This is a genomic window from Chitinophaga oryziterrae, assembly GCF_009758125.1.
Taxonomy (GTDB): Bacteria; Bacteroidota; Bacteroidia; order Chitinophagales; family Chitinophagaceae; genus Chitinophaga; species Chitinophaga oryziterrae.
Window position 1 is genome coordinate 415,279 of the sequence record NZ_WRXO01000006.1, and the last position, 19,114, is coordinate 434,392.

Sequence of the window (19,114 nt, forward strand, 5' to 3'; positions counted from 1 at the left end):
GGATGTTCCCTTGCTTTTTAAAACATTATCGTGGAATAAAAAGTATCGTATCTATAGATTCGGATTAACTAACGCATCGGCACCAGGTATTGGCATCCGGTAATTAGCTTTGGTGATCGCCTGGGCAGGTTGCAGATCTGCCGGGTCTTTATCAGCATTAGCAGCCTCCACTTTTTCCAGCCTTACCAGGTCGAACCAGCGATTCCATTCTCCTGCAAATTCCCAGGCTCTTTCATTCACGATCGCATCTGCAAAATCGGCCCCGGATAAACCCGTTGGGAGGTCTTGCAGTCCGGCTCTTGCACGAACCGCATTCACGGCAGCATAGGCTTCATTACCGGGTGTACCGGTTGCCCTTGCCTGTGCTTCGGCATAGATCAGTAATACATGTGCATAACGGACCAGGATAACGGGATTGTTAGACATGTAGGTGGCCTTTGTACCGGATTGTATCGTGAATTTCTTATAATACGGATGTTTTGTAGTGGTTTCCTGCCAGGGAATCGTATCTCCGTTAATAACAAATTCGGTAGAGAAGGTGGCATCTTTCCTGGTACCGGCGGGGAAGTTATTAAAGAACCGCAGCTCCGGGAAGAAGTCGCTCCAGCCGCCTTCATTCTCCGGCATGGTTGATAGGCCGTAGAATGAGTTGTAGGTAGACCACTGTCCTCTTGTAAAAAGGGTGAACACATCTTCTGTTGTACCACCGGCAAAGACTTTCAGGTAGCCGCCCTGGTACAGGTCAAAACCATAGGTTGCTTTATTATCGATCACCTCTTTGGCCTTTGCGGCCGCCAGTGCGTATTTCGACTGGTCTTTCAGCGGCCATCCGGCTTCTGTAAGATATACATCTGCCAGTAATGCCTTCACGGAACCTTTGTTGGGCCTTCCCGGATCACGTTTGGTATTGGGTACCAGTTCCTCTGCTTTCGCCAGATCTTCTTCTATCAGTTTATAAACATCAGCAGGTGAACTCTTTGATAATGTAAGATAGGATGGTGAGTAATTCTCAGATGGAATAATAGGTACTTCTCCCCATAACCTGGTGAGCCAGTAATAACAAAGTGCCCGCAAAAAATAGGCTTCTCCTGCAATCGTGTTGATGGTGGTTTGATTACCATCCAGTACGGCAGAATAGTTATTGATGATGTTGGTGGTTGACTGGATGGTCTTATAACAACCCAGCCAGATGGGAGTCATCCTGCTATTCAGGGAGGATACATTGAAGCGGTCAAATTCCCTGAATTCTTCTTTGTTAGAACCGGGATGTGTGGTCAGATCATCACCTCCCATCGTCATCGCAATCTGTGACACGGTGGTAAAACCACTTGTCCAGGGCACCATTAAACTGCCGTATGCCCCTGTGAGCGCTGATTCCAGGCCTGCCATACTGCTGAGTGCTGCAGCGCCGCCCACCAGACCTTTGGGTTCTTCAGTAAGTTCTTTGCTGCAACCGGCTGCCAGGAACAGGCAAACAACTAAGTATATTCTCTTCATGTTCATAGTAATTATCATTAAAAACTAAGTGTTAATCCTCCTGTAATGGTTTTTGCATTGGGATAAGAGCCATAATCAATACCCTGACGGATATCACCTGCAGAAGAATTGGCTTCGGGGTCTATCCCGCTGTAACCTGTGATGGTAAAGAGATTGGTAGCACTGATAAAAAGCTTTATACCTGCGGTATTCTTCAGCATGGACTTTGGTATATCATAAGACAGGCTCACGTTTTTCAGACGAAGGAAATCTGCTTTTTCCAGGAAGCGGGTGCTTTGCGTAAAGTTCCTGTTGGTGGAACTGAATGCAGGAATATTGGAAGTTTCATTCACACCGGGGATATACCGGTCCTTTATATCTACCAGTGTAGCTTCCCTGGCATCACCACCGTAATACATGGCGGCCGCTTTGTTATAGTTTAATTTATCAAATCCGAAAAGCCCCTGCAGAAGGACGTTCAGGGAGAATGCTTTATAACTGAACGTATTGTTCCAGCCAATGGATGTTTTTGGGATCCCGGTGCCGATGACTGCGTAGTCACCTGCATCTATCACACCATCGTTATTCACATCCAGGTACCTGGAATCACCTGCTTTTGCGCCATATGCAGTGGCCTTTTCCTCTCCCGGTTTCCAGGTGCCGAGGTAGGTTAAACCCCAGATGGCTCCCAGTGGCTGACCCGGCATGATCACAAACTCTGATTGCGGAGACATGCCTCCACCTATTTTACGGTCATTTGGATCGAAGATCAGTTTTTTACCAGCGCCAATAGACGTGACATTATTTTTAATAAAAGAAACATTGAACCAGCTATTCCAGGTAAAATGATGGTGATCTATCACCATACCTTCGAGAGAAAATTCCCATCCTTTATTTTGTACGGAACCTACATTCCTGGTAATCGTATTGCCACCCAGGTATAAGGGCAGTGATTCATTCAGCAGCAGATCGCGTGTATCCTTAATGAAATAATCGGCCGCAAGTGCAATCCTGCCGTTAAATAATCCTATATCCAATCCCACATCCTTTTGTTCTGTGGTCTCCCATTTAAGATCGGGATTACCGATGTTACCCAGTACGATCCCATTGAGAAACGTAGCGTTGGTAAACGATGCAATCCTGTTGGAGTAAGAAGAAAAAGTACTGTAGGGATTTGCACCCTGACTGCCTGTAAGTCCCCAGCTGCCCCGCAGTTTTAAATTACTGAGTACGGATATGTCCTGGAGGAATGATTCTTTAGACAATATCCATCCCGCAGAAACAGAAGGGAAATAGCTGTATTTATTATTGCCCAGGAATTTAGATGCACCATCGCGTCTTAACGCAGCAGATACCAGGTATTTATCTTTAAATCCGTAGTTGACACGACCTACTAAAGAAAATAAAGCCCATTTGGTATACCCCGAAGAAGGACTGCTGGGGGTACCAAGCGCAAGGTTATTCCATTGAAAAGATTCATAGGTGAGATTGGATGCACCGGCACTAAAGTAGTTGTAGACAGATTGCTGGTATTCCGCTACAGCAGTGATATCCAGCCGGTGTATATTATTGAATGACCGGCTGTAGTTCAGCGTGTTGGTGTTCTGTAACCTGATCTCTTTATTGGAACGCAGGCTACTGGTAGCTGTACCGGAATTGGTCACCTTACCGCCAAAACTCTTATTCTCATATTCCAGGTAGTTGGCGCCATACTGCAGGTTAAATGTAAGTCCGGGTAAAATATCAAACTTAAAACCACCTATCATGTTGGCAAGCATCCTGTCAGTAACAGCCAGCCTGTCTATTGTGAGTGCAACAGGATTAGAGAAAACGGAGCCAACCGGATCGGCAATAGTATAGGTACCATCTGCTTTCCTCACAGGAACGGTTGGCGACCAGGTGATAGCCTGTGCTAAAGGACTACTGGGTCCATCAGCAGGGATATCAACATTCTGCGCTGTACTGTAAGAACCGGTGATATTGAGGAAAGCGGATATTCTGTTTGAAAGGGCCGCATTAATATTGGAACGAAGGGTGTACCGTTTGTAGCCGGAATTAATGATAACACCATCCTGGTTCAGGTAGTTACCGGAAATAAAATAACCGGACTTGTCATTCCCGCCTGCCAGGCTCAGAAGATATTCCTGACTGGGAGCGCGTCTGAAGATCTCATTCTGCCAGTTCGTCCCGCCTTTAGCGTAATAGTCGGCTATCTGTTGATCTGTAAAGGGTTTAGTCGTACCTACCGCTGTTGCATGTGCATTGGCTGTCGTCGCGAAATCACCCGCATTCAGCAGGTCCAGCTTTTTTATCACTGTGGAAGATGAGAGCCGGGTAGTGAAGTTCACTTTTAATCCGCTTTTACCACCTTTCCTGGTAGTGATGATGATGACGCCATTGGAGCCACGACTCCCGTAAATAGCAGTAGCAGCAGCATCTTTCAGTACCTGTACAGATTCGATATCATCCGGATTAATAGCGAAGAATTCCGCTCCTACAAAACCGTCTACTACATACAAGGGACCATTATCGCCATTGATAGAGTTGGCGCCACGGATCCTGATCCTTACACTGCCACCCGGAGAACCGGCCGCATTCGTAACCTGTACGCCTGATGCCCGGCCCTGCAGGACCTGGTCCAGCCTGTTCACCGGCTGCCCCTCAAATTCTTTGGAAGAGATAGAGGTGATGGAACTGGTAATGGAACCTTTTTTTTGTTCGCCATAACCTATTACTACCAGCTCATTGATATTGGAGGTTGACAACTGCAGTGTTACTGCTATTTCCGTTTTACCCGCTACCGGTACCTCTTCTTTGTTATAACCCAGGGATGAAATGATCAGCACTGCATTTTCGTCCGGTACACTGATCGTGTATTCCCCTTTGTCATTGGTCAGCACTCCTTTGGTAGTACCCTTTACCTGTATGGTAACACCGGGAAGTGGTTCTCCTTTGGCATCTGTAATTTTCCCTTTTATTTCCCTTTCAGCTATCGTCATCTGGGGAGCCGTATCATCCGGCTGTTTACGTTTAACAATGATGATCTTCTCCGTGATAGTGTAGGTGAGTGGCTGATTCCGAAAACAGGCATCCAGTGCCTGTTTCAGGGAGGCTTCTTTTAATTGCAACGTCACTTCATGCCCGTGGAATAATTGTTCATCGGTATACAGGAATGTATAACCGGTTTGTTTCCTTATCTCGTTAAAAACTTTATCCAGAGACGTATTGTGTTGGGAAAGGGTAACTGTTTGTGAAAATCCTGCGGCATTTACCTCCAGCAGTACAATAGTCATCAAAAGCGCCGTTAATTTCATAATCAGTAACGTTTTTGCTGATAAGCGTGGAATTTTTTTGTTCCTGGCAAAGCAGGTCCTCCTGCTTTGGGAAAAAAGCATCAATTGCATACATTTGTATGGTTTGGGTAAATAATGAATAATTGCGCTAAACGATTGTAATTTATTGACCTGAATTTTCCGGGAGCGGTACGAACGCTTCCGGTTTTTTTTGCCGGGTGGTCAACGTGGAATTCAAGTACAGGTATAAGAATATTAAGGACTCATCACTACAGCATTTAAATATTTTATGGTGATACAATGATTTGTTTTCCGCGTATTTCAAAATGAACTTCACCGGTAAGTTCCAGCGTATGCAGCAGTTGTGATACCTCTGCGTTCCTGGGTATTATACCCCGGAAGTGAGCCGGAACGGGCGCTTTGTATACAACGTCCACATCATACCAGCGGGCTATCTGCCTCATGACAGACTGGATATCATTTCCTTCAAACTGGAATGAACCGTTCTTCCAGGCTACTGCTTCTTCCGTATTCACATGGTCCAGTACTTCCATCGTACCGTTATGCCTGTTTAAACTGGCACCCTGACCGGGTTGCAGACGTTTGGCACTGCCGTTACCCGTTACTTTTACTGCACCTTCCAGCAAAGTCGTTTTTACCAGTTCTTCTTCTTCATAGGCCATAATATTGAATCTGGTCCCCAACACATCTACTTTCATCGGGCCGGTATTTATATTCACACGAAAGGGCAGGGCAGAAGAGTGAGCTACTTCAAAATAGGCTTCCCCGGTAAGTTCTACGTTCCTTTCTTTGCCAGTAAAAGCTGTCGGATATTTTAATGAGCTGGCGGCATTCAGCCATACTTTGGTACCATCCTGCAATTGAAGCTGGAACTGGCCGCCGCGTGGCGTACGCAGGGTATTGTACTGTACTTCGGCATTTGGTGTTGCACCATTATGCGTATACGTGAGGTGACCGCTGCCCGGTTTAATGATCTGTGTATTGCCCTGTTGTGCAAGCGTGCCGTTTACAGCACTATCCAGCGGAATTTGTGTACCGTCTGCCAGTACGAGCACGGCCCGGTTCCCACCGGGAGTAATAGCAGGTTGTACGGCAGCTATTGGAAGTGGTTGTTTGTGTGGTTGCAGCAGCAGATATGCGCCGGCGGAAATGATTAATAAGGCGATGGCAGCAGCAACAGCCATCCATTTGTAAAGCGTCACAGGTTTAGCGGCCGTAGCATGATCGGCAGCCAGTATTTTATCAGCAACCTTGTCCCAATAGGCGGTATTATAAGCAGTATTATCCGCTGGCATTCCCTCCAGCAGTATTGTTTCTATCTGCCGGGAAATGTTGCCTGTCTGATCTGCTTTGATCAGGTCTGACAATTCCTGTAATTCATCAACGGTAGCAGTATGACTGGCAGCCTGCAGAATCAGGTACGCTAAGCGATCTTGGACTTGCAATTTTTATCTTTTTAAACGTGGCTTTTTCAGTAAACGTGTTATTATTCCCCCCCAAAGAGTATATGCCCTATTATAACAGACGCCCGGGGATACATTTAGGACCTATCAACCGGAAAATATTTTTTACAGCTTCAGCAGCCATATTAAAAAGGCCGGTATTAGGTGCCCGGATGCTTCCAGGTATTTGCGGATGGATTGAAGGGACCTCACCAGGGAGTTTTTAACGGTATTGGGAGAAATGAATAGTTTTGCGGCAATCTCAGGAATTTTCAATCCCTTTTCCCGGCTGAGCAGGTAGATCCGTTTTGCCTGTGGGGGTAATTGCTGTACCGCATTACCTATTAGTTGCACCATAGCAGTGTATGCCAGGGTTTCCTCTGTGCTGTTGTCGCTTTCACTAACAGAAGCCATGATATCCATTGCTTTGTGATGGACTGCCTGATGGCGCAGATAGGAGAATGACTGGTGAAAAACAATGCGTAGGATCCAGGAACGCGGATTCTCTATATCAATCAGCTTGTCGCGGCTGATCCACAATCGTAAAAAGGTTTCCTGTATAATATCTTCTGTGATGGCGGCCGTTTTGGTAATATGCATTATAAGAGGGCGCAGTTGGGGAACATATGCATGAAAAAGCTTCCGGAAAGCCGATTCATCTCCTTCCGATATCAATTGGAACAGTTCTTTGTCAGTGTATATAGATGCATGCATTCATGGCTAAAATAACAAAAATGAAAGAAGCCGGTTCCAAAAATATTGGAACCGGCTTCTTTCATTATATTTTGTAAAACGAACTTACAGTCCGAATGCAGCTTTTACTTTATCAACATAGTCGAGTTTTTCCCATGTAAACAGTTCCACTTCTACGGTCTTTTCGAGCTTTTTACCTTTGTTAAAGGTTTTGGTAACGATCTTGCTTTCACGACCCATATGACCGTAAGCAGCAGTTTCGCTGTAGATAGGATTACGGAGTTTCAGGCGTTGTTCGATCGCGTAAGGACGGAGGTCGAAGATCTCTTCTACTTTCCTGGCGATTTCGCCGTCTGTCATTTTCACTTTCGCGGTACCGTGTGTATCGATGAAGAGGCCGCAAGGCTTGGCAACACCGATAGCGTAGGATACCTGTACCAGTACTTCGTCTGCTAAACCGGCAGCTACCAGGTTCTTAGCGATGTGACGGGTAGCGTATGCAGCGGAGCGGTCTACTTTGGAAGGATCTTTACCGGAGAAAGCACCACCACCGTGAGCGCCTTTACCACCGTAGGTATCTACGATGATCTTACGGCCGGTTAAGCCGGTATCACCGTGAGGACCGCCGATTACGAATTTACCGGTTGGGTTGATATGATAGATGATCTTATCGCTGAAGAGTTTCTGTAACTCGGGTTTCAGTTGTGCTTTAACGCGTGGGATCAGGATCTTGATCATATCGTCCTTGATTTTTGCCAGCATTTTCCCTTCCTCATCGAAATCATCGTGTTGGGTAGAGATAACGATAGCATCAATTCTTATAGGCTGATTATCATCGGAATATTCGATAGTTACCTGTGATTTAGCATCCGGGCGGAGATAAGTGATTTCTTTGTTTTCGCGGCGGATAGCAGCCAATTCGATCAGGAGTTTGTGTGCCAGATCGAGGGCCAGTGGCATGTAGTTCTCCGTTTCACGGGTAGCATAGCCAAACATCATACCCTGGTCGCCAGCGCCTTGTTCTTCCGGGTTTTTACGTTCAACGCCCTGGTTGATATCCGGGGACTGCTCATGAATCGCAGAGAGGATACCACAGGAGTTAGCTTCAAACATATATTCGCTCTTTGTGTAACCTATCTTACGGATCACCTCACGCGCAATCTCCTGCACATCCAGGTAAGCTTCAGATTTTACTTCTCCGGCTAATACTACCTGACCGGTAGTTACCAGTGTTTCACAGGCTACCTTAGAGGTGGCATCGTAAGCAAGAAAATTATCTATCAGTGCATCGGAGATCTGATCGGCCAACTTATCCGGATGTCCTTCGGATACTGATTCTGAGGTAAATAAATAAGGCATAAAATGATTACGGCTTTAAAGAGTTAGTATGATTTTGCAGTATAATTTACCATTATTTGGCATTTTGGTGGTATGCTTACTGGTAAACCGGCACAAAAATAAGTAATCTAACTATATTCTGTCGCTTCTCTAGGGAAAATATTCAGTTTTAACAATTTAAGCATAAAAAAGCGTCCCGGGAGTCTCCCGGGACGCTATATAAAAATCTTGTGAATTATTACGGATCGTTGATGAGTGTTACTTTCCGAGTAACTGAGCGTACAATTGCAGGTAATCTGCGAGATCTTCGTTGTTATCTTTGTAGGGAATAACGATCTTGCCTTTCTCTGCCTGTAATTCTTCTACTACTTTCGGATCTACTTTATCGCTGGCCAATACTACCGCATCAGCATATTTAGCAGCGCCTTTATTGAGGGCACTGTTTGTACCTTCTTTATAAGGTTCAAGGTCTTTTTCCTTGATCTGGGTACTGATGATCGCTTTTTTAATGAAGCCTGCGCCGAGATTTTCTGTAAATGAGTTCTCTTCCATGGAATACACCACTTTGGAGTGAGCGAATACAGGTTCCTTTTTGTAGGCTGTTTTCAGATATACAGGAATGAGTGAGGTCATCCAGCCGCTGCAATGGATAATGTCGGGAGGCCAGCCAAACTTCTTCACTGTTTCTAAAGCTCCTTTACAGAAGAATACTGCACGTGCTGCATTATCGTCGTAGAACTGTCCGCTCTCGTCAGTGAATAAAGCTTTGCGTTTGAAGTAATCTTCATTGTCCAGGAAATAAACCTGCAACCGGGCGTTTGGCAATGATGCCACCTTGATAATCAACGGATAATCATCTCCTTCAATCACAATGTTAATGCCAGACAGTCTTACCACCTCGTGAAGCCGGTGCCTTCTTTCGTTGATAATGCCAAACCGCGGCATGATCACCCGCACTTCCAGACCAGACTCATTGGACTTAATTGCCATCTTATTGATCATATTCGCATAATCTGTTAATTCCAGATAAGGCGACATCTCCTGAGCAATAAAAAGAATTCGTTTCTTTGTGGACATCTAATGCTGATATTAATGCAGAAAATTTTAATTTGGTTTGCAAAATTACGGATTTTTAACGGAATAAAGGACAATTTGGCACTTTTAACATCCTTTTAAGCAATTAATTATGTATTTGTTTAAGCAGAAAGACACACTAGACAGGCATTTATCAACAGCACGTAAGAATGGCAAACGCATTGGTTTTGTGCCAACTATGGGAGCTTTACACCAGGGACACCTGTCATTAATTGCAAATGCAAAAGAAAACTGCGATGTGGTTGTATGTAGTATTTTTGTAAATCCTACACAATTTAACGATCCCGCCGATTTTGAGAAATACCCCGTTACAATAGATAATGATATATTACAGTTAACAGATGCCGGTACCGATGTGCTATTTCTGCCATCTGTACAGGAAATGTACCCCGATGGGCTCACTGTGAAAACACATTATGACTTTGGCCAGCTGGAAACAGTGCTTGAAGGCGCTCACCGTCCCGGACATTTCCAGGGTGTTGGTCAGATCGTTCATAAACTCCTCGACCTTGTGAAGCCGGATAAACTGTTTATGGGACAAAAGGATTTTCAGCAGTGCCTGATCGTGAACCGCTTATTAAAGCTGATTCATTCCCCGGCTGAATTAGTGGTTTGCCCTACCCTCCGTGAACCTGATGGCCTTGCAATGAGCAGCAGGAACATGCGACTGAATCCTGCAGAAAGGCAAAATGCGCTTAACATTTACAAAGCACTTATCTATGTTAAAGATAACATTCATATCGCATCTTTCTCTGAAATTTTAAATAGTGCGGTGAATCAACTGAAAATGAACAAGTTCGATGTTGATTATTTGTCCCTGGTCAGCGTAGAGGAGGACGGTACGGTCACTTTTCCCAAAGAAATGAGTTCCAGGCCTTTATACCTGGTTGTTGCAGCCAAAGAAGTAAGTAGCGGGGTGAGGCTTATTGACAACATGCAGATGTAATTAATTATTCCGTACCTTTGCGAACGCTTAAAATCCAGCAGGATTACGTTATGCAGATCGAAATATTAAAGTCTAAAATACACCGGGCAGTCATTACAGAAGCCAACCTGCAATATGTAGGCAGCATTACAATAGATGAGGATCTGATGGATGCTGCGAACATGATCGAGTATGAAAAGGTGCAGGTAGTAAATGTAAATAACGGCGAACGCCTTGAAACCTATATTATTAAAGGTAAACGTGGTTCAGGAGTTGTTTGTATGAACGGTCCGGCCGCACGTTTATGTGCTGTCGGGGATATTGTTATCATCATCTCTTATGCTACCATAGACTTCGAAGAAGGCAAAAAACATACTCCCATTGCCGTTTTTCCAAAAGAAAATAATAAATTGTAAGTACATTAACCCCGTTTAAACGAACGACTATGCCCAAATTGCTTAAGACAATTATTAAGTTTATATGCTTTTTGGCCATTGGGCTGGGGTTGATATGGCTGGTGACCAGAAACCAGACTGAAAAAGATAAACTGGACATCATTAATTCCCTGCAAAGGGCTAACTACTGGCTGATCATCCCTGTGATGCTGGTTGGTGTCGCCAGTCACTGGTACCGTGCCGTAAGATGGAAGCTCCTGATGGTACCTATTGGTTATAAACCCACTACTCTTAATACGTTTTTTGCCGTAATGGTCGGTTATCTTGTGAACCTGGCGATTCCCCGCCTGGGAGAGGTGACCCGCTGCGGTATTGTAGCCCGCTATGAAAAGGTACCTGCGGATAAACTGGTTGGGACCATGATAGCCGAGCGTGCGGTAGACCTTTTACTGCTGGTCCTCATTATGATAGGTACTGTAGTTGTACAGATTGACCTGGTTGGGGCCTTTTTTACGGAACATGTGGTTATTCCTATCCAGGATAAAATTGGTAAAGTGAGTGGCGCCAAGGGCTGGCTGCTTTTGCTGGCTGTGGTGGTCGTAGTTGGATTAGGGCTGCTGGGGCTCCGTTTATTATCCCGTTCTAAATTTGGTATTACTATCCGTAATATGGCAAGAGGTGTATGGACAGGCTTTATCTCCATTGGTAAAATGGAAAGGAAAGGCTGGTTCATCTTTTACTCTGTGCTGATATGGGCGCTGTACTTCACTATGATGTACCTGGGCTTTATGTGCATGGAAGAAACCCGTTACCTGGGCTTAAAGGCTGCACTGGCGGTACTGGCTTTTGGTAGTGTGGGCATGATTGTAACGCCGGGTGGTATGGGCGCTTATCAACTGATCGTACAGAAGACGCTGATGTTGTATGGTGTACTGGAGACTTCTGCCTATGCCTTTGGCTGGATCGTGTGGAGCGCTCAGACAGTGTTGGTGATGGTGCTGGGTTTTGCCAGTTTAATCGCGTTGCCTGTCTATAATAAACCTAAGGCAGTTGCTGCGGACCGGTAGCGTAGATGGCCAGATGTTGTGATCATAAATACACTACATCTGACTGTTTAGTTCTCTGATTTAGCTTTGGAATATAGGTTCAGGATTTGTTTTTCAATTTAACTTCACCTAAAATTCACGTCAGATAAGGTGTATTTATTGATCACAACATCTGGCACGAAGAAACTTACCGGCTGATCATTAATTGAAATTAGCATTGAATTATTTCTATTTTTAGTGTGGGATAATTCAATTCATGTGAACAAAGTATTTTTATTCTTACTGCTCTTTATAGCAAACGGTCTGTTTGCACAGGTTTCTTACGTAAATCCGTTTATTGGTACCGGCAAAAGTAATGTACTTACCAGGTGGGGAAGTGAAGGCGGTGTTTACCCTGGTGCGGTAGCGCCTAACGGGTTTGTACAGCTTACTCCGCAGACCAGGGCTGCCGGGTATGATTACGGTGATCAAAGTATTCTCTTTTTTAGTTGTATCGCTCACTTTAGCGGGTTTCCTTCCGGTTCTTCGGGGGATTTACGGGTGATGCCGGTAAATGGCGGATTTAACCCGAGGCCGTTTTCTCATACAGATGAAAAGGCTACGCCCGGATATTATAGTGTGCTTTTCAGGGATAACGGGACATTGGTGGAAGCCACGGCTACCGGGCGCGCAGGGATGTTCCGGTTTACTTTTATGCCTCATGTGGTGCCTCAGATTTTTGTGAGCGATAGTGGATGGTATAAGGCGGTAGTGACTTTTAATGAGCCTTATCTGAGTAAGGAAAAGGTGGATAAGGGCTATGTGGTGACATTTGCTCCTGGTTTTTCAGAGAAGGTGATTTTGCTGAATGTGAGCGCTTCTACGGTGAGTAAGGAAAGTGCGGAACGGAATATAGCGGTTGAGTTAAAACCCGGTTTTGATAAGATAAAGGAAGAGACATATGCTAAATGGGAGAAGGCTTTATCTGTGATTACGGTTACGGATACTTCTGCTACTAATAAGACTATTTTTTATACTGCGTTGTATCATTCTCTCTTAATGCCCTGGATCATTTCTGATGTGGATGGGGTTTACCGGGGAGCAGATAAACAGGTGCATGTTGTTAAAGACCGGGTGGAATATGGTGGATTTTCTCCCTGGGATACTTTCCGCTCTTTACATCCGCTCTTGTGTTTATTGTTTCCTGATAAACAATCGGAGATGGTATTATCCATGCTGGATATTTATCAGCAGACAGGGTTCCTGCCTATTGAAACAATGACGGGCAATCATGCAGTGCCTATCATTGTAGATTCTTATCTGAAAGGTGTTCCGGGGATAGATAGTATACTTGCTTATACTGCTATGAAGAAAAGTATTGGGGATACTCCTCATTTACAGCAGGATATGGCGATTTATCAAAAGCAGGGCTATATTCCTTTTTCTTATTCAGAATCTGTTACACGCACCGTTGAATATGCTTATGATGACTGGGCGCTGGCTCAGTTTGCAGGACAGGTGATGCATAATAAAGATGACTATCGCTTGTTTATGGAGCGTAGTTATAACTATCGGAATCTGTTCCATCCTGCGGATATGTTCATGTTACCACGTAATGGAAAGGATGTTAAACAGGAGCCGGGAAATTCCGGTTATAAAGAAGGGGATAAATGGGTGTATACTTATTTTGTGCCGCAGCATCCACAGGAACTGATTAATCTGCTGGGTGGGGAAGTATCCTTTATACACCGGCTGGATACTGCGTTGATGCGCAACCAGATAGTTTTTGATAATGAGACTGTTTTCCATCTTCCTTATTTATTTAATGCAGCACAGGCAGCGGGTAAGACACAGCAGTGGATTGGCAATATTATGCATACACGCTTTAGTGCTACTCCGGGTGGATTACCTGGGAATGATGATCTTGGGTCTACCTCCAGTTGGTTTGTATTAAGTGCAATGGGCTTTTATCCGGTAGCTCCGGGTTTGCCGGAGTATAGTATAGGAGTGCCTTTGTTTCAGTCAATGAAATTGCATTTGCAGAATGGGAAGGATTTTGAGATTAAACGTAGAGGAACCGGGAATTATGTTCATTCTCTTGCTGTAAATAATGAGCCTTATAATAGTATGATGTTATCACATGCTGCTATTATAAAAGGGGGGGAGTTGGCCTTTGAGATGAATGATGCTTCTGCAGGGAAGATATCAGATTTATCAGGTAACCCTGGCCGGCCGGATTTCCATATACAGAACTACAAGGTTTCGAAAAGGATAGTCGCACCTGATGAACCCTTTAAAGTGGAGTTTACTATTAAGAATAATGGAAGCATGGGTACTATGCCCGTGAAGATATTGGATAAGGATGGATGGGTAATAGCGGAGAAGAATTGCCTGGTGGATAGTGGGTCTACTATTAAAGACGCTATCATCTGCAGGTTTTATACATTGGGGCTTACACCTGTTTTTATTGAGGGGAAAGAAATAGAGATGACTGTGCGAAATGCTCCTGCTGTTGATGCGAAAATAACGGACCTTACTTTACAGGCGCTTATCCCGAGAGATTCTATACAGCAGATAGCTTTTACGGTGCAGAATATTAATGGTAAGGCCGGGCATTTTGATATTCCTGTAAAAGTGGATAACCAGGTAGTGCATGTAGAGAAAGGCGTCATATTAAAGCCGGGTGAACGTGTGAGGGTTACTTTTCCTTTTGTGGTGAAACAAGATGGATGGCATACGGTGAGTGTGAATAAGGTGAAGGGGAAGTTTAGCGTGTATAGTCATCCTTTGAATACTGTTTTATTGGATTTGTCTTTGAGTAAAGATGCTGCTCTGGATAAGTCCGGGTTTGGGAATAATGGGGAGATCATTGGGGCTTCTTCCGGTGAGCCTTTTTTACTGGGTAAGGATTGTTTTGTAGAAGTACCTAATGCGCCCAGTCTTGATGTGATGGGGAATACACTGACTATGATGGCCTGGGTATACCCTATCGGACATGACAAAGGTTTGATCGATATGGTGACTAAAGGGGATAGTCATGTGTTGCAAACGGAGAATGGTAAGACACTGACGTTTTTTGCAGGAGGATGGGGCAGAGGAGATGTGACGGTGCCTGTGCCGGATAACTGGAAAGATCACTGGCATCATATTGCCGGCGTGTGTTATGGGGATAGTCTTAAATTGTATATAGACGGGCAACTAAAAGGGACAACAATAGTTTCTGATAATGTGAACCTTTCCGGGATCAATAAGTGGACGTTGGGAAGGAATGAGGAATTCCCTTCAGCGAGGATATTTAACGGATATATGGATAAAGTGAAGGTTTTTGCCGCTCCTTTATCTGAGAAGGAGATTAATGAGGTGATGGGGAAAAGGTAAACATTTAGCAGTTGTGCTATCCTGCAATAAAATACGCTCTGCACCATGCCTCGCGTTCTATGACAGGCAGGAATTGAATAAAAATCAAATAGTTTGTATAGATTAAATCAATAATGTCCGGGGGAACTAAAGGAAAAATTACTTTGAAAGGAATGGTGAGGGATTTTTAATGGTTATGATTTAACTTTAATTGAAATTTGATTTTTACAAATAAAAGTTATGAACAGTGTTTTCATTTGATGAATTTGATAAACGCTTTGCTACCGGCTCTTCTCTCGAGCTGAAGGCGCTGTTGCCTGTAGGTATCCAGGATGAGATCGGTCATTTCAACGTATTTAATATGTCGAAAATCCGGCAGACTGTTTCCAACACACCCAGTGAACCTTATCAATGCCGCACTTTTTACAAAGTCAGTCTTTTACTGGGGCATTCAAAAATCGGATATCCCGATAGCATTATAGATCTTTCGCAGCCTACACTTGTTTTTACCACACCCAAAAGCCCTGTAACATGGCTACCGCTGGAACGTCAGTCAGGGATGTGCTGTGTATTTACATCGGAGTTTCTTCATCCAACCCGGAGTGGTGTAATACTCGATGAACTGCCTATTTATAAATCACCGGAACATCCTGTATTCCCGCTGCAGAAAAGTGATGTAAAGAATGTAAAAGACATCTTTGAGAAGATGCAGACCGCCATCGCTTCTACTTATGCTTACAAATATGATCTGTTGCGTGCGTATACCCTTGAGCTCATTCATCTGGGGCAACAGTTACAGTCAATAACAATGCTTCATCCTAATCACAGCAATTTTGCAAGGACAACATCCCTGTTCATTGAGTTACTTGAAAGGCAATTCCCAGTGGAAAACCCCCGGCAAAGAATTAATCTGCGAGCTCCAAAAGACTATGCTGAAAAACTATCCATACATGTCAATCATCTAAACAAAATATTGAAAGAAACCACAAGCCTGACAACATCTGCATTAATAGCCGGAAGAATTCTCAAGGAAGCGCAGATTCTGTTGCGTCAGACAAACTGGACTATCGCTGAGATTGCAGATAGCCTGGGGTTTTCAGACGTTGCACATTTTGCGAAGTTCTTTAAGAATGAAACTTCTATTTCTCCCGGGGTTTATCGCTCACAACCCAAAAGTTTGAATTATACATAAAATGGATTGATCCTGCTATTGTGCGGATTACTCATTTGGCGGAATTTTGTACTGTTCTTAAATCAAAACAGTATAACAAATGAGTTCTTCAAAAATTGCGTTAGTAACAGGAGGTAGCCGGGGTATTGGTCAAAATATTGCATTAAGCCTGGCACATAAAGGCAACGATATCATTATTACTTATCTCAGCAATAAGGTGAGTGCGGAAAAAACCGTAGCCTCAATTCTGGCACTTGGGCGTAAGGCTGTAGCTCTGCCGCTCAACACATCGGATATTAAAGGTTTCGATGCTTTTGTAGAGCAGATAAGCGATACATTGAAGACCACATTTGGAACGAGCCACTTCGACTTTCTGATCAACAATGCCGGTACCAGTATTCAGGCTCCGGTTAATGCTACTACTGAAAGCCAGTTTGACGAGATGATGAATATTCATCTGAAAGGGGTTTATTTCCTCACTCAAAAGATGTTACCGTTGTTACAGGATGGCGGAAGGATTGTAAATATTTCTTCTGCGGTATCGCGGGTCTCTTTCCCTGGGGCATCAGCGTACGCGATGATGAAGGGCGGAATGGATGTGTATACCAGATATCTGGCTGCAGAACTGGGCACAAGGGGGATATCTGCAAATGTCGTAGCACCTGGGGCTATCTTTGGCGGAGGGGCAATGGAGGATAATCCTGATATACGGAAATTTGTGGAAGGAATAACGGCGCTGGGACGTGTAGGGTTGCCTGATGATGTGGGTGGCGTGGTGGCTTTCCTTTGTAGTAATGATGCCAAATGGGTGAATGGTCAGCGTATTGAGGTAACTGGTGGTATGTCGCTGTAATTATCTGCCGGATGTTGGAAGACGGATACGATTTACAAACAATGAAAAGTATCAGGAGATATTAAATAGGCTCCGTTAAGAGCCTATTTATGTTTTTCTACAAATATATCGGGGATGTATTAGTTACTTTACAACCTGATCAGGGGTTACTGATAATTTAACACATCATATCTGAAGATCGCTGTACTGGACCCATTTTTCCATATCTGCGCAATTCCATCCTTCATGCCAGACCGTTTTACCGGCAGCATTCCATAATTTGTGGCGCTTTCCATAGTGGCATAATTACCGATATATTCAAATGAAGAACCGGTAGACCTGTAAAGGATTAAGTTCAGCATACCGTTCTTATTCCAGCATTGTACGAAGTCTGTTTTACCGTCTCCATCGTAGTCCAGCGGTACAAGTCCTACATTACCATAGCCCTGAGGTGCAGTGCCAGTGTGAACGACGGAATAACCACTTCCGTTGGAGCCATAGACGATAATACCGAGTGCACCACCATTATTCCAGCATTGGATGATATCTGTTTTACCATCACCATTCCAGTCGGCCGGGAAGATGCCAACATTGCTGGGACTGATGTCTGTAGGGAGGTAGGCTGCCTGGTAATAGGAGGAGCCGGTAGAGCGATAAATGAAGATACCCAGTTTACCATTGTTGTTCCAGAGCTGGGCGATGTCTGTTTTGCCGTCGCCATCCATGTCTACAGGCAGGAGGCGGATATTACCGTAGCCTTGTCCCATAGGGGCATTCCAGGCAACGTTGAACGAGGAGCCATTGGAGGCGAATACAGTGAGTGCCAGTTGGCCACCGTTATTCCAGCCCTGGATCAGGTCACATTTACCATCCCCGTTAAAGTCTCCGGCTACCATCCCAACGTTTCCTGAGCCGGCGCCTGTGCTGGTTTGGTCACAGATGATGTTTGTGCCGGACCCGCCGGAGATGTTGTGTACCAGGATAGCAAGGTTGCCGTTATAATCCCAGGGGTGGATAATGTCCGTATTACCGTCTCCGTTGAAGTCACCGCTGACATAACCGATCGTACTCATTCCGGCGGCAGTGGTAGCATTGTAGGTTTCACCAAGTAGCGGGTTCGGACTGTCGTACATCACATAAGCTTCCCAGTTGTTGTTGGCGATGAGGTCATAGCTGATCCAGCCATAGCCATCTAAGCCCCACCATTGCGTCCATTGATTGAGGATCTTGAATGCCTGGCGGGCATCGTCATACCCGACGATTACCACGCCATGGCCACCACGAGAGGTGCCGGAAAGGTCGTCGTATACTTCATTACCGGGACCAAGATTGTCAAAATCCGGATATACCGGAAAGCCTAATATTACCGGCTCGCGGTTACATAAGTGCACGCGGATTTCTTCTACATTACGGGAAGGAAGTGCTGACCATGTGGTGTTCCTGAAGTAGAATGCCTGGCGACGCTGATCAGGATTTGGAGTGGACTGGTACCCATAGGCATCCCATGGATCATAAGGAGTGACATCCAGGGTAGACACACCCTGGTTTACCACAAGATTCAATGCATCACTGAAAAAGGAACCGCCACCTCCTTCAGAATTATCGTAGTGCGTCTGGCTGTACACATACTGCGGACTGAAAACATGATTGTTTGAGGTTAGTGGCCAGCCGATCTCACCTCTTTCATAATAACTTTTAGCGCCATATGCTACTGCCCAACTCACACAGCTTCCCTGTAAGCCCTGGTCTCCGGGGGCAGGGAATAAGTAGGCAATGTCTACTGCGCTGCAAAGGGCCGCAGTTTTTGCACCTTTTAAGCGGTCTTCACGAATTAATTTCCGGTATGCACCCTGATCCTGTAGGCGTGCACCGAGTGTACGGGCATTTGTTGCGGCGCGGGCCTTGTGGGTTTCTTTGGCTGCTTCTTTTTTACAGCCGAACATGATTGCTGACATACAGAGCAGCAACGTACAGATTTTTGTTTTCATCTGACTTTTGGGTTTGTGATTATGGGTAATGGAAAATGATACAGGGTTATTTAAGTTCGTGGC

At 44.7% G+C, this 19,114-nt stretch carries 13 protein-coding genes; 6 read left to right on the top strand and 7 right to left on the bottom strand.

Features of this window, described 5'->3' with window-relative positions:
- Window positions 1–51: 51 nt before the first annotated feature.
- From GO495_RS21415 to GO495_RS21440, 6 genes are all read right to left on the bottom strand, one after another.
- On the bottom strand, window positions 52–1,497 hold the full coding sequence (locus tag GO495_RS21415; protein WP_157301769.1) for a RagB/SusD family nutrient uptake outer membrane protein: 1,446 nt from the start codon (window positions 1,495–1,497) through the stop codon (window positions 52–54).
- Window positions 1,498–1,514: 17 nt separating this feature from the next.
- Complete coding sequence (locus GO495_RS21420; protein ID WP_157301770.1) at window positions 1,515–4,790, bottom strand: TonB-dependent receptor; 3,276 nt, start codon at window positions 4,788–4,790, stop codon at window positions 1,515–1,517.
- A 266-nt stretch (window positions 4,791–5,056) separates the two neighbouring features.
- Window positions 5,057–6,235 carry a FecR family protein gene (locus tag GO495_RS21425; RefSeq protein ID WP_157301771.1) on the bottom strand — a complete coding sequence of 393 codons (1,179 nt, stop codon included), beginning with the start codon at window positions 6,233–6,235 and terminating at the stop codon, window positions 5,057–5,059.
- Window positions 6,236–6,358: 123 nt separating this feature from the next.
- Window positions 6,359–6,946 carry an RNA polymerase sigma factor gene (locus GO495_RS21430; protein ID WP_157301772.1) on the bottom strand — a complete coding sequence of 196 codons (588 nt, stop codon included), beginning with the start codon at window positions 6,944–6,946 and terminating at the stop codon, window positions 6,359–6,361.
- Between the two features lie 84 nt (window positions 6,947–7,030).
- Window positions 7,031–8,284 carry a methionine adenosyltransferase gene (metK, locus tag GO495_RS21435; protein WP_157301773.1) on the bottom strand — a complete coding sequence of 418 codons (1,254 nt, stop codon included), beginning with the start codon at window positions 8,282–8,284 and terminating at the stop codon, window positions 7,031–7,033.
- A 237-nt stretch (window positions 8,285–8,521) separates the two neighbouring features.
- Window positions 8,522–9,340 carry a glycogen/starch synthase gene (locus GO495_RS21440; protein ID WP_157301774.1) on the bottom strand — a complete coding sequence of 273 codons (819 nt, stop codon included), beginning with the start codon at window positions 9,338–9,340 and terminating at the stop codon, window positions 8,522–8,524.
- 109 nt (window positions 9,341–9,449) lie between these two features.
- Between GO495_RS21440 and panC the strand changes: the two genes are divergently transcribed.
- From panC to GO495_RS21470, 6 genes are all read left to right on the top strand, one after another.
- Entirely contained in the window at window positions 9,450–10,304 is an 855-nt protein-coding gene (panC, locus tag GO495_RS21445) for a pantoate--beta-alanine ligase (protein WP_157301775.1), read from the top strand.
- Window positions 10,305–10,321: 17 nt separating this feature from the next.
- Complete coding sequence (panD, locus tag GO495_RS21450; RefSeq protein WP_317042625.1) at window positions 10,322–10,699, top strand: aspartate 1-decarboxylase; 378 nt, start codon at window positions 10,322–10,324, stop codon at window positions 10,697–10,699.
- A gap of 29 nt (window positions 10,700–10,728) precedes the next feature.
- Window positions 10,729–11,745, top strand: a complete 1,017-nt coding sequence (locus GO495_RS21455; RefSeq protein WP_157301776.1) for a lysylphosphatidylglycerol synthase transmembrane domain-containing protein — start codon at window positions 10,729–10,731, stop codon at window positions 11,743–11,745.
- A gap of 237 nt (window positions 11,746–11,982) precedes the next feature.
- Window positions 11,983–15,081 (top strand): GH92 family glycosyl hydrolase, encoded by a 3,099-nt coding sequence (locus GO495_RS21460; RefSeq protein WP_157301777.1) that lies wholly within the window; start codon window positions 11,983–11,985, stop codon window positions 15,079–15,081.
- Window positions 15,082–15,307: 226 nt separating this feature from the next.
- Window positions 15,308–16,252, top strand: coding sequence for a helix-turn-helix domain-containing protein (locus tag GO495_RS21465; protein WP_338075452.1), 945 nt, complete (start codon window positions 15,308–15,310; stop codon window positions 16,250–16,252).
- A gap of 79 nt (window positions 16,253–16,331) precedes the next feature.
- Window positions 16,332–17,084: an SDR family NAD(P)-dependent oxidoreductase gene (locus GO495_RS21470; RefSeq protein ID WP_157301778.1), complete on the top strand. Its 753-nt coding sequence runs from the start codon at window positions 16,332–16,334 to the stop codon at window positions 17,082–17,084.
- 146 nt (window positions 17,085–17,230) lie between these two features.
- Here GO495_RS21470 and GO495_RS21475 read toward each other — a convergent pair whose 3' ends face one another.
- Entirely contained in the window at window positions 17,231–19,051 is a 1,821-nt protein-coding gene (locus GO495_RS21475) for an FG-GAP-like repeat-containing protein (RefSeq protein ID WP_157301779.1), read from the bottom strand.
- Window positions 19,052–19,114 lie beyond the last annotated feature (63 nt).

What these genes read in the sequence shown, in the direction of transcription:
- GO495_RS21415 (WP_157301769.1), bottom strand. Translation starts at nt 1,497, where the DNA reads ATGAAGAGAATATACTTAGTTGTTTGCCTGTTCCTGGCAGCCGGTTGC.
- GO495_RS21420 (WP_157301770.1), bottom strand. Translation starts at nt 4,790, where the DNA reads ATGAAATTAACGGCGCTTTTGATGACTATTGTACTGCTGGAGGTAAAT.
- GO495_RS21430 (WP_157301772.1), bottom strand. Translation starts at nt 6,946, where the DNA reads ATGCATGCATCTATATACACTGACAAAGAACTGTTCCAATTGATATCG.
- metK (WP_157301773.1), bottom strand. Translation starts at nt 8,284, where the DNA reads ATGCCTTATTTATTTACCTCAGAATCAGTATCCGAAGGACATCCGGAT.
- GO495_RS21440 (WP_157301774.1), bottom strand. Translation starts at nt 9,340, where the DNA reads ATGTCCACAAAGAAACGAATTCTTTTTATTGCTCAGGAGATGTCGCCT.
- panC (WP_157301775.1), top strand. Translation starts at nt 9,450, where the DNA reads ATGTATTTGTTTAAGCAGAAAGACACACTAGACAGGCATTTATCAACA.
- GO495_RS21455 (WP_157301776.1), top strand. Translation starts at nt 10,729, where the DNA reads ATGCCCAAATTGCTTAAGACAATTATTAAGTTTATATGCTTTTTGGCC.
- GO495_RS21470 (WP_157301778.1), top strand. Translation starts at nt 16,332, where the DNA reads ATGAGTTCTTCAAAAATTGCGTTAGTAACAGGAGGTAGCCGGGGTATT.
- GO495_RS21475 (WP_157301779.1), bottom strand. Translation starts at nt 19,051, where the DNA reads ATGAAAACAAAAATCTGTACGTTGCTGCTCTGTATGTCAGCAATCATG.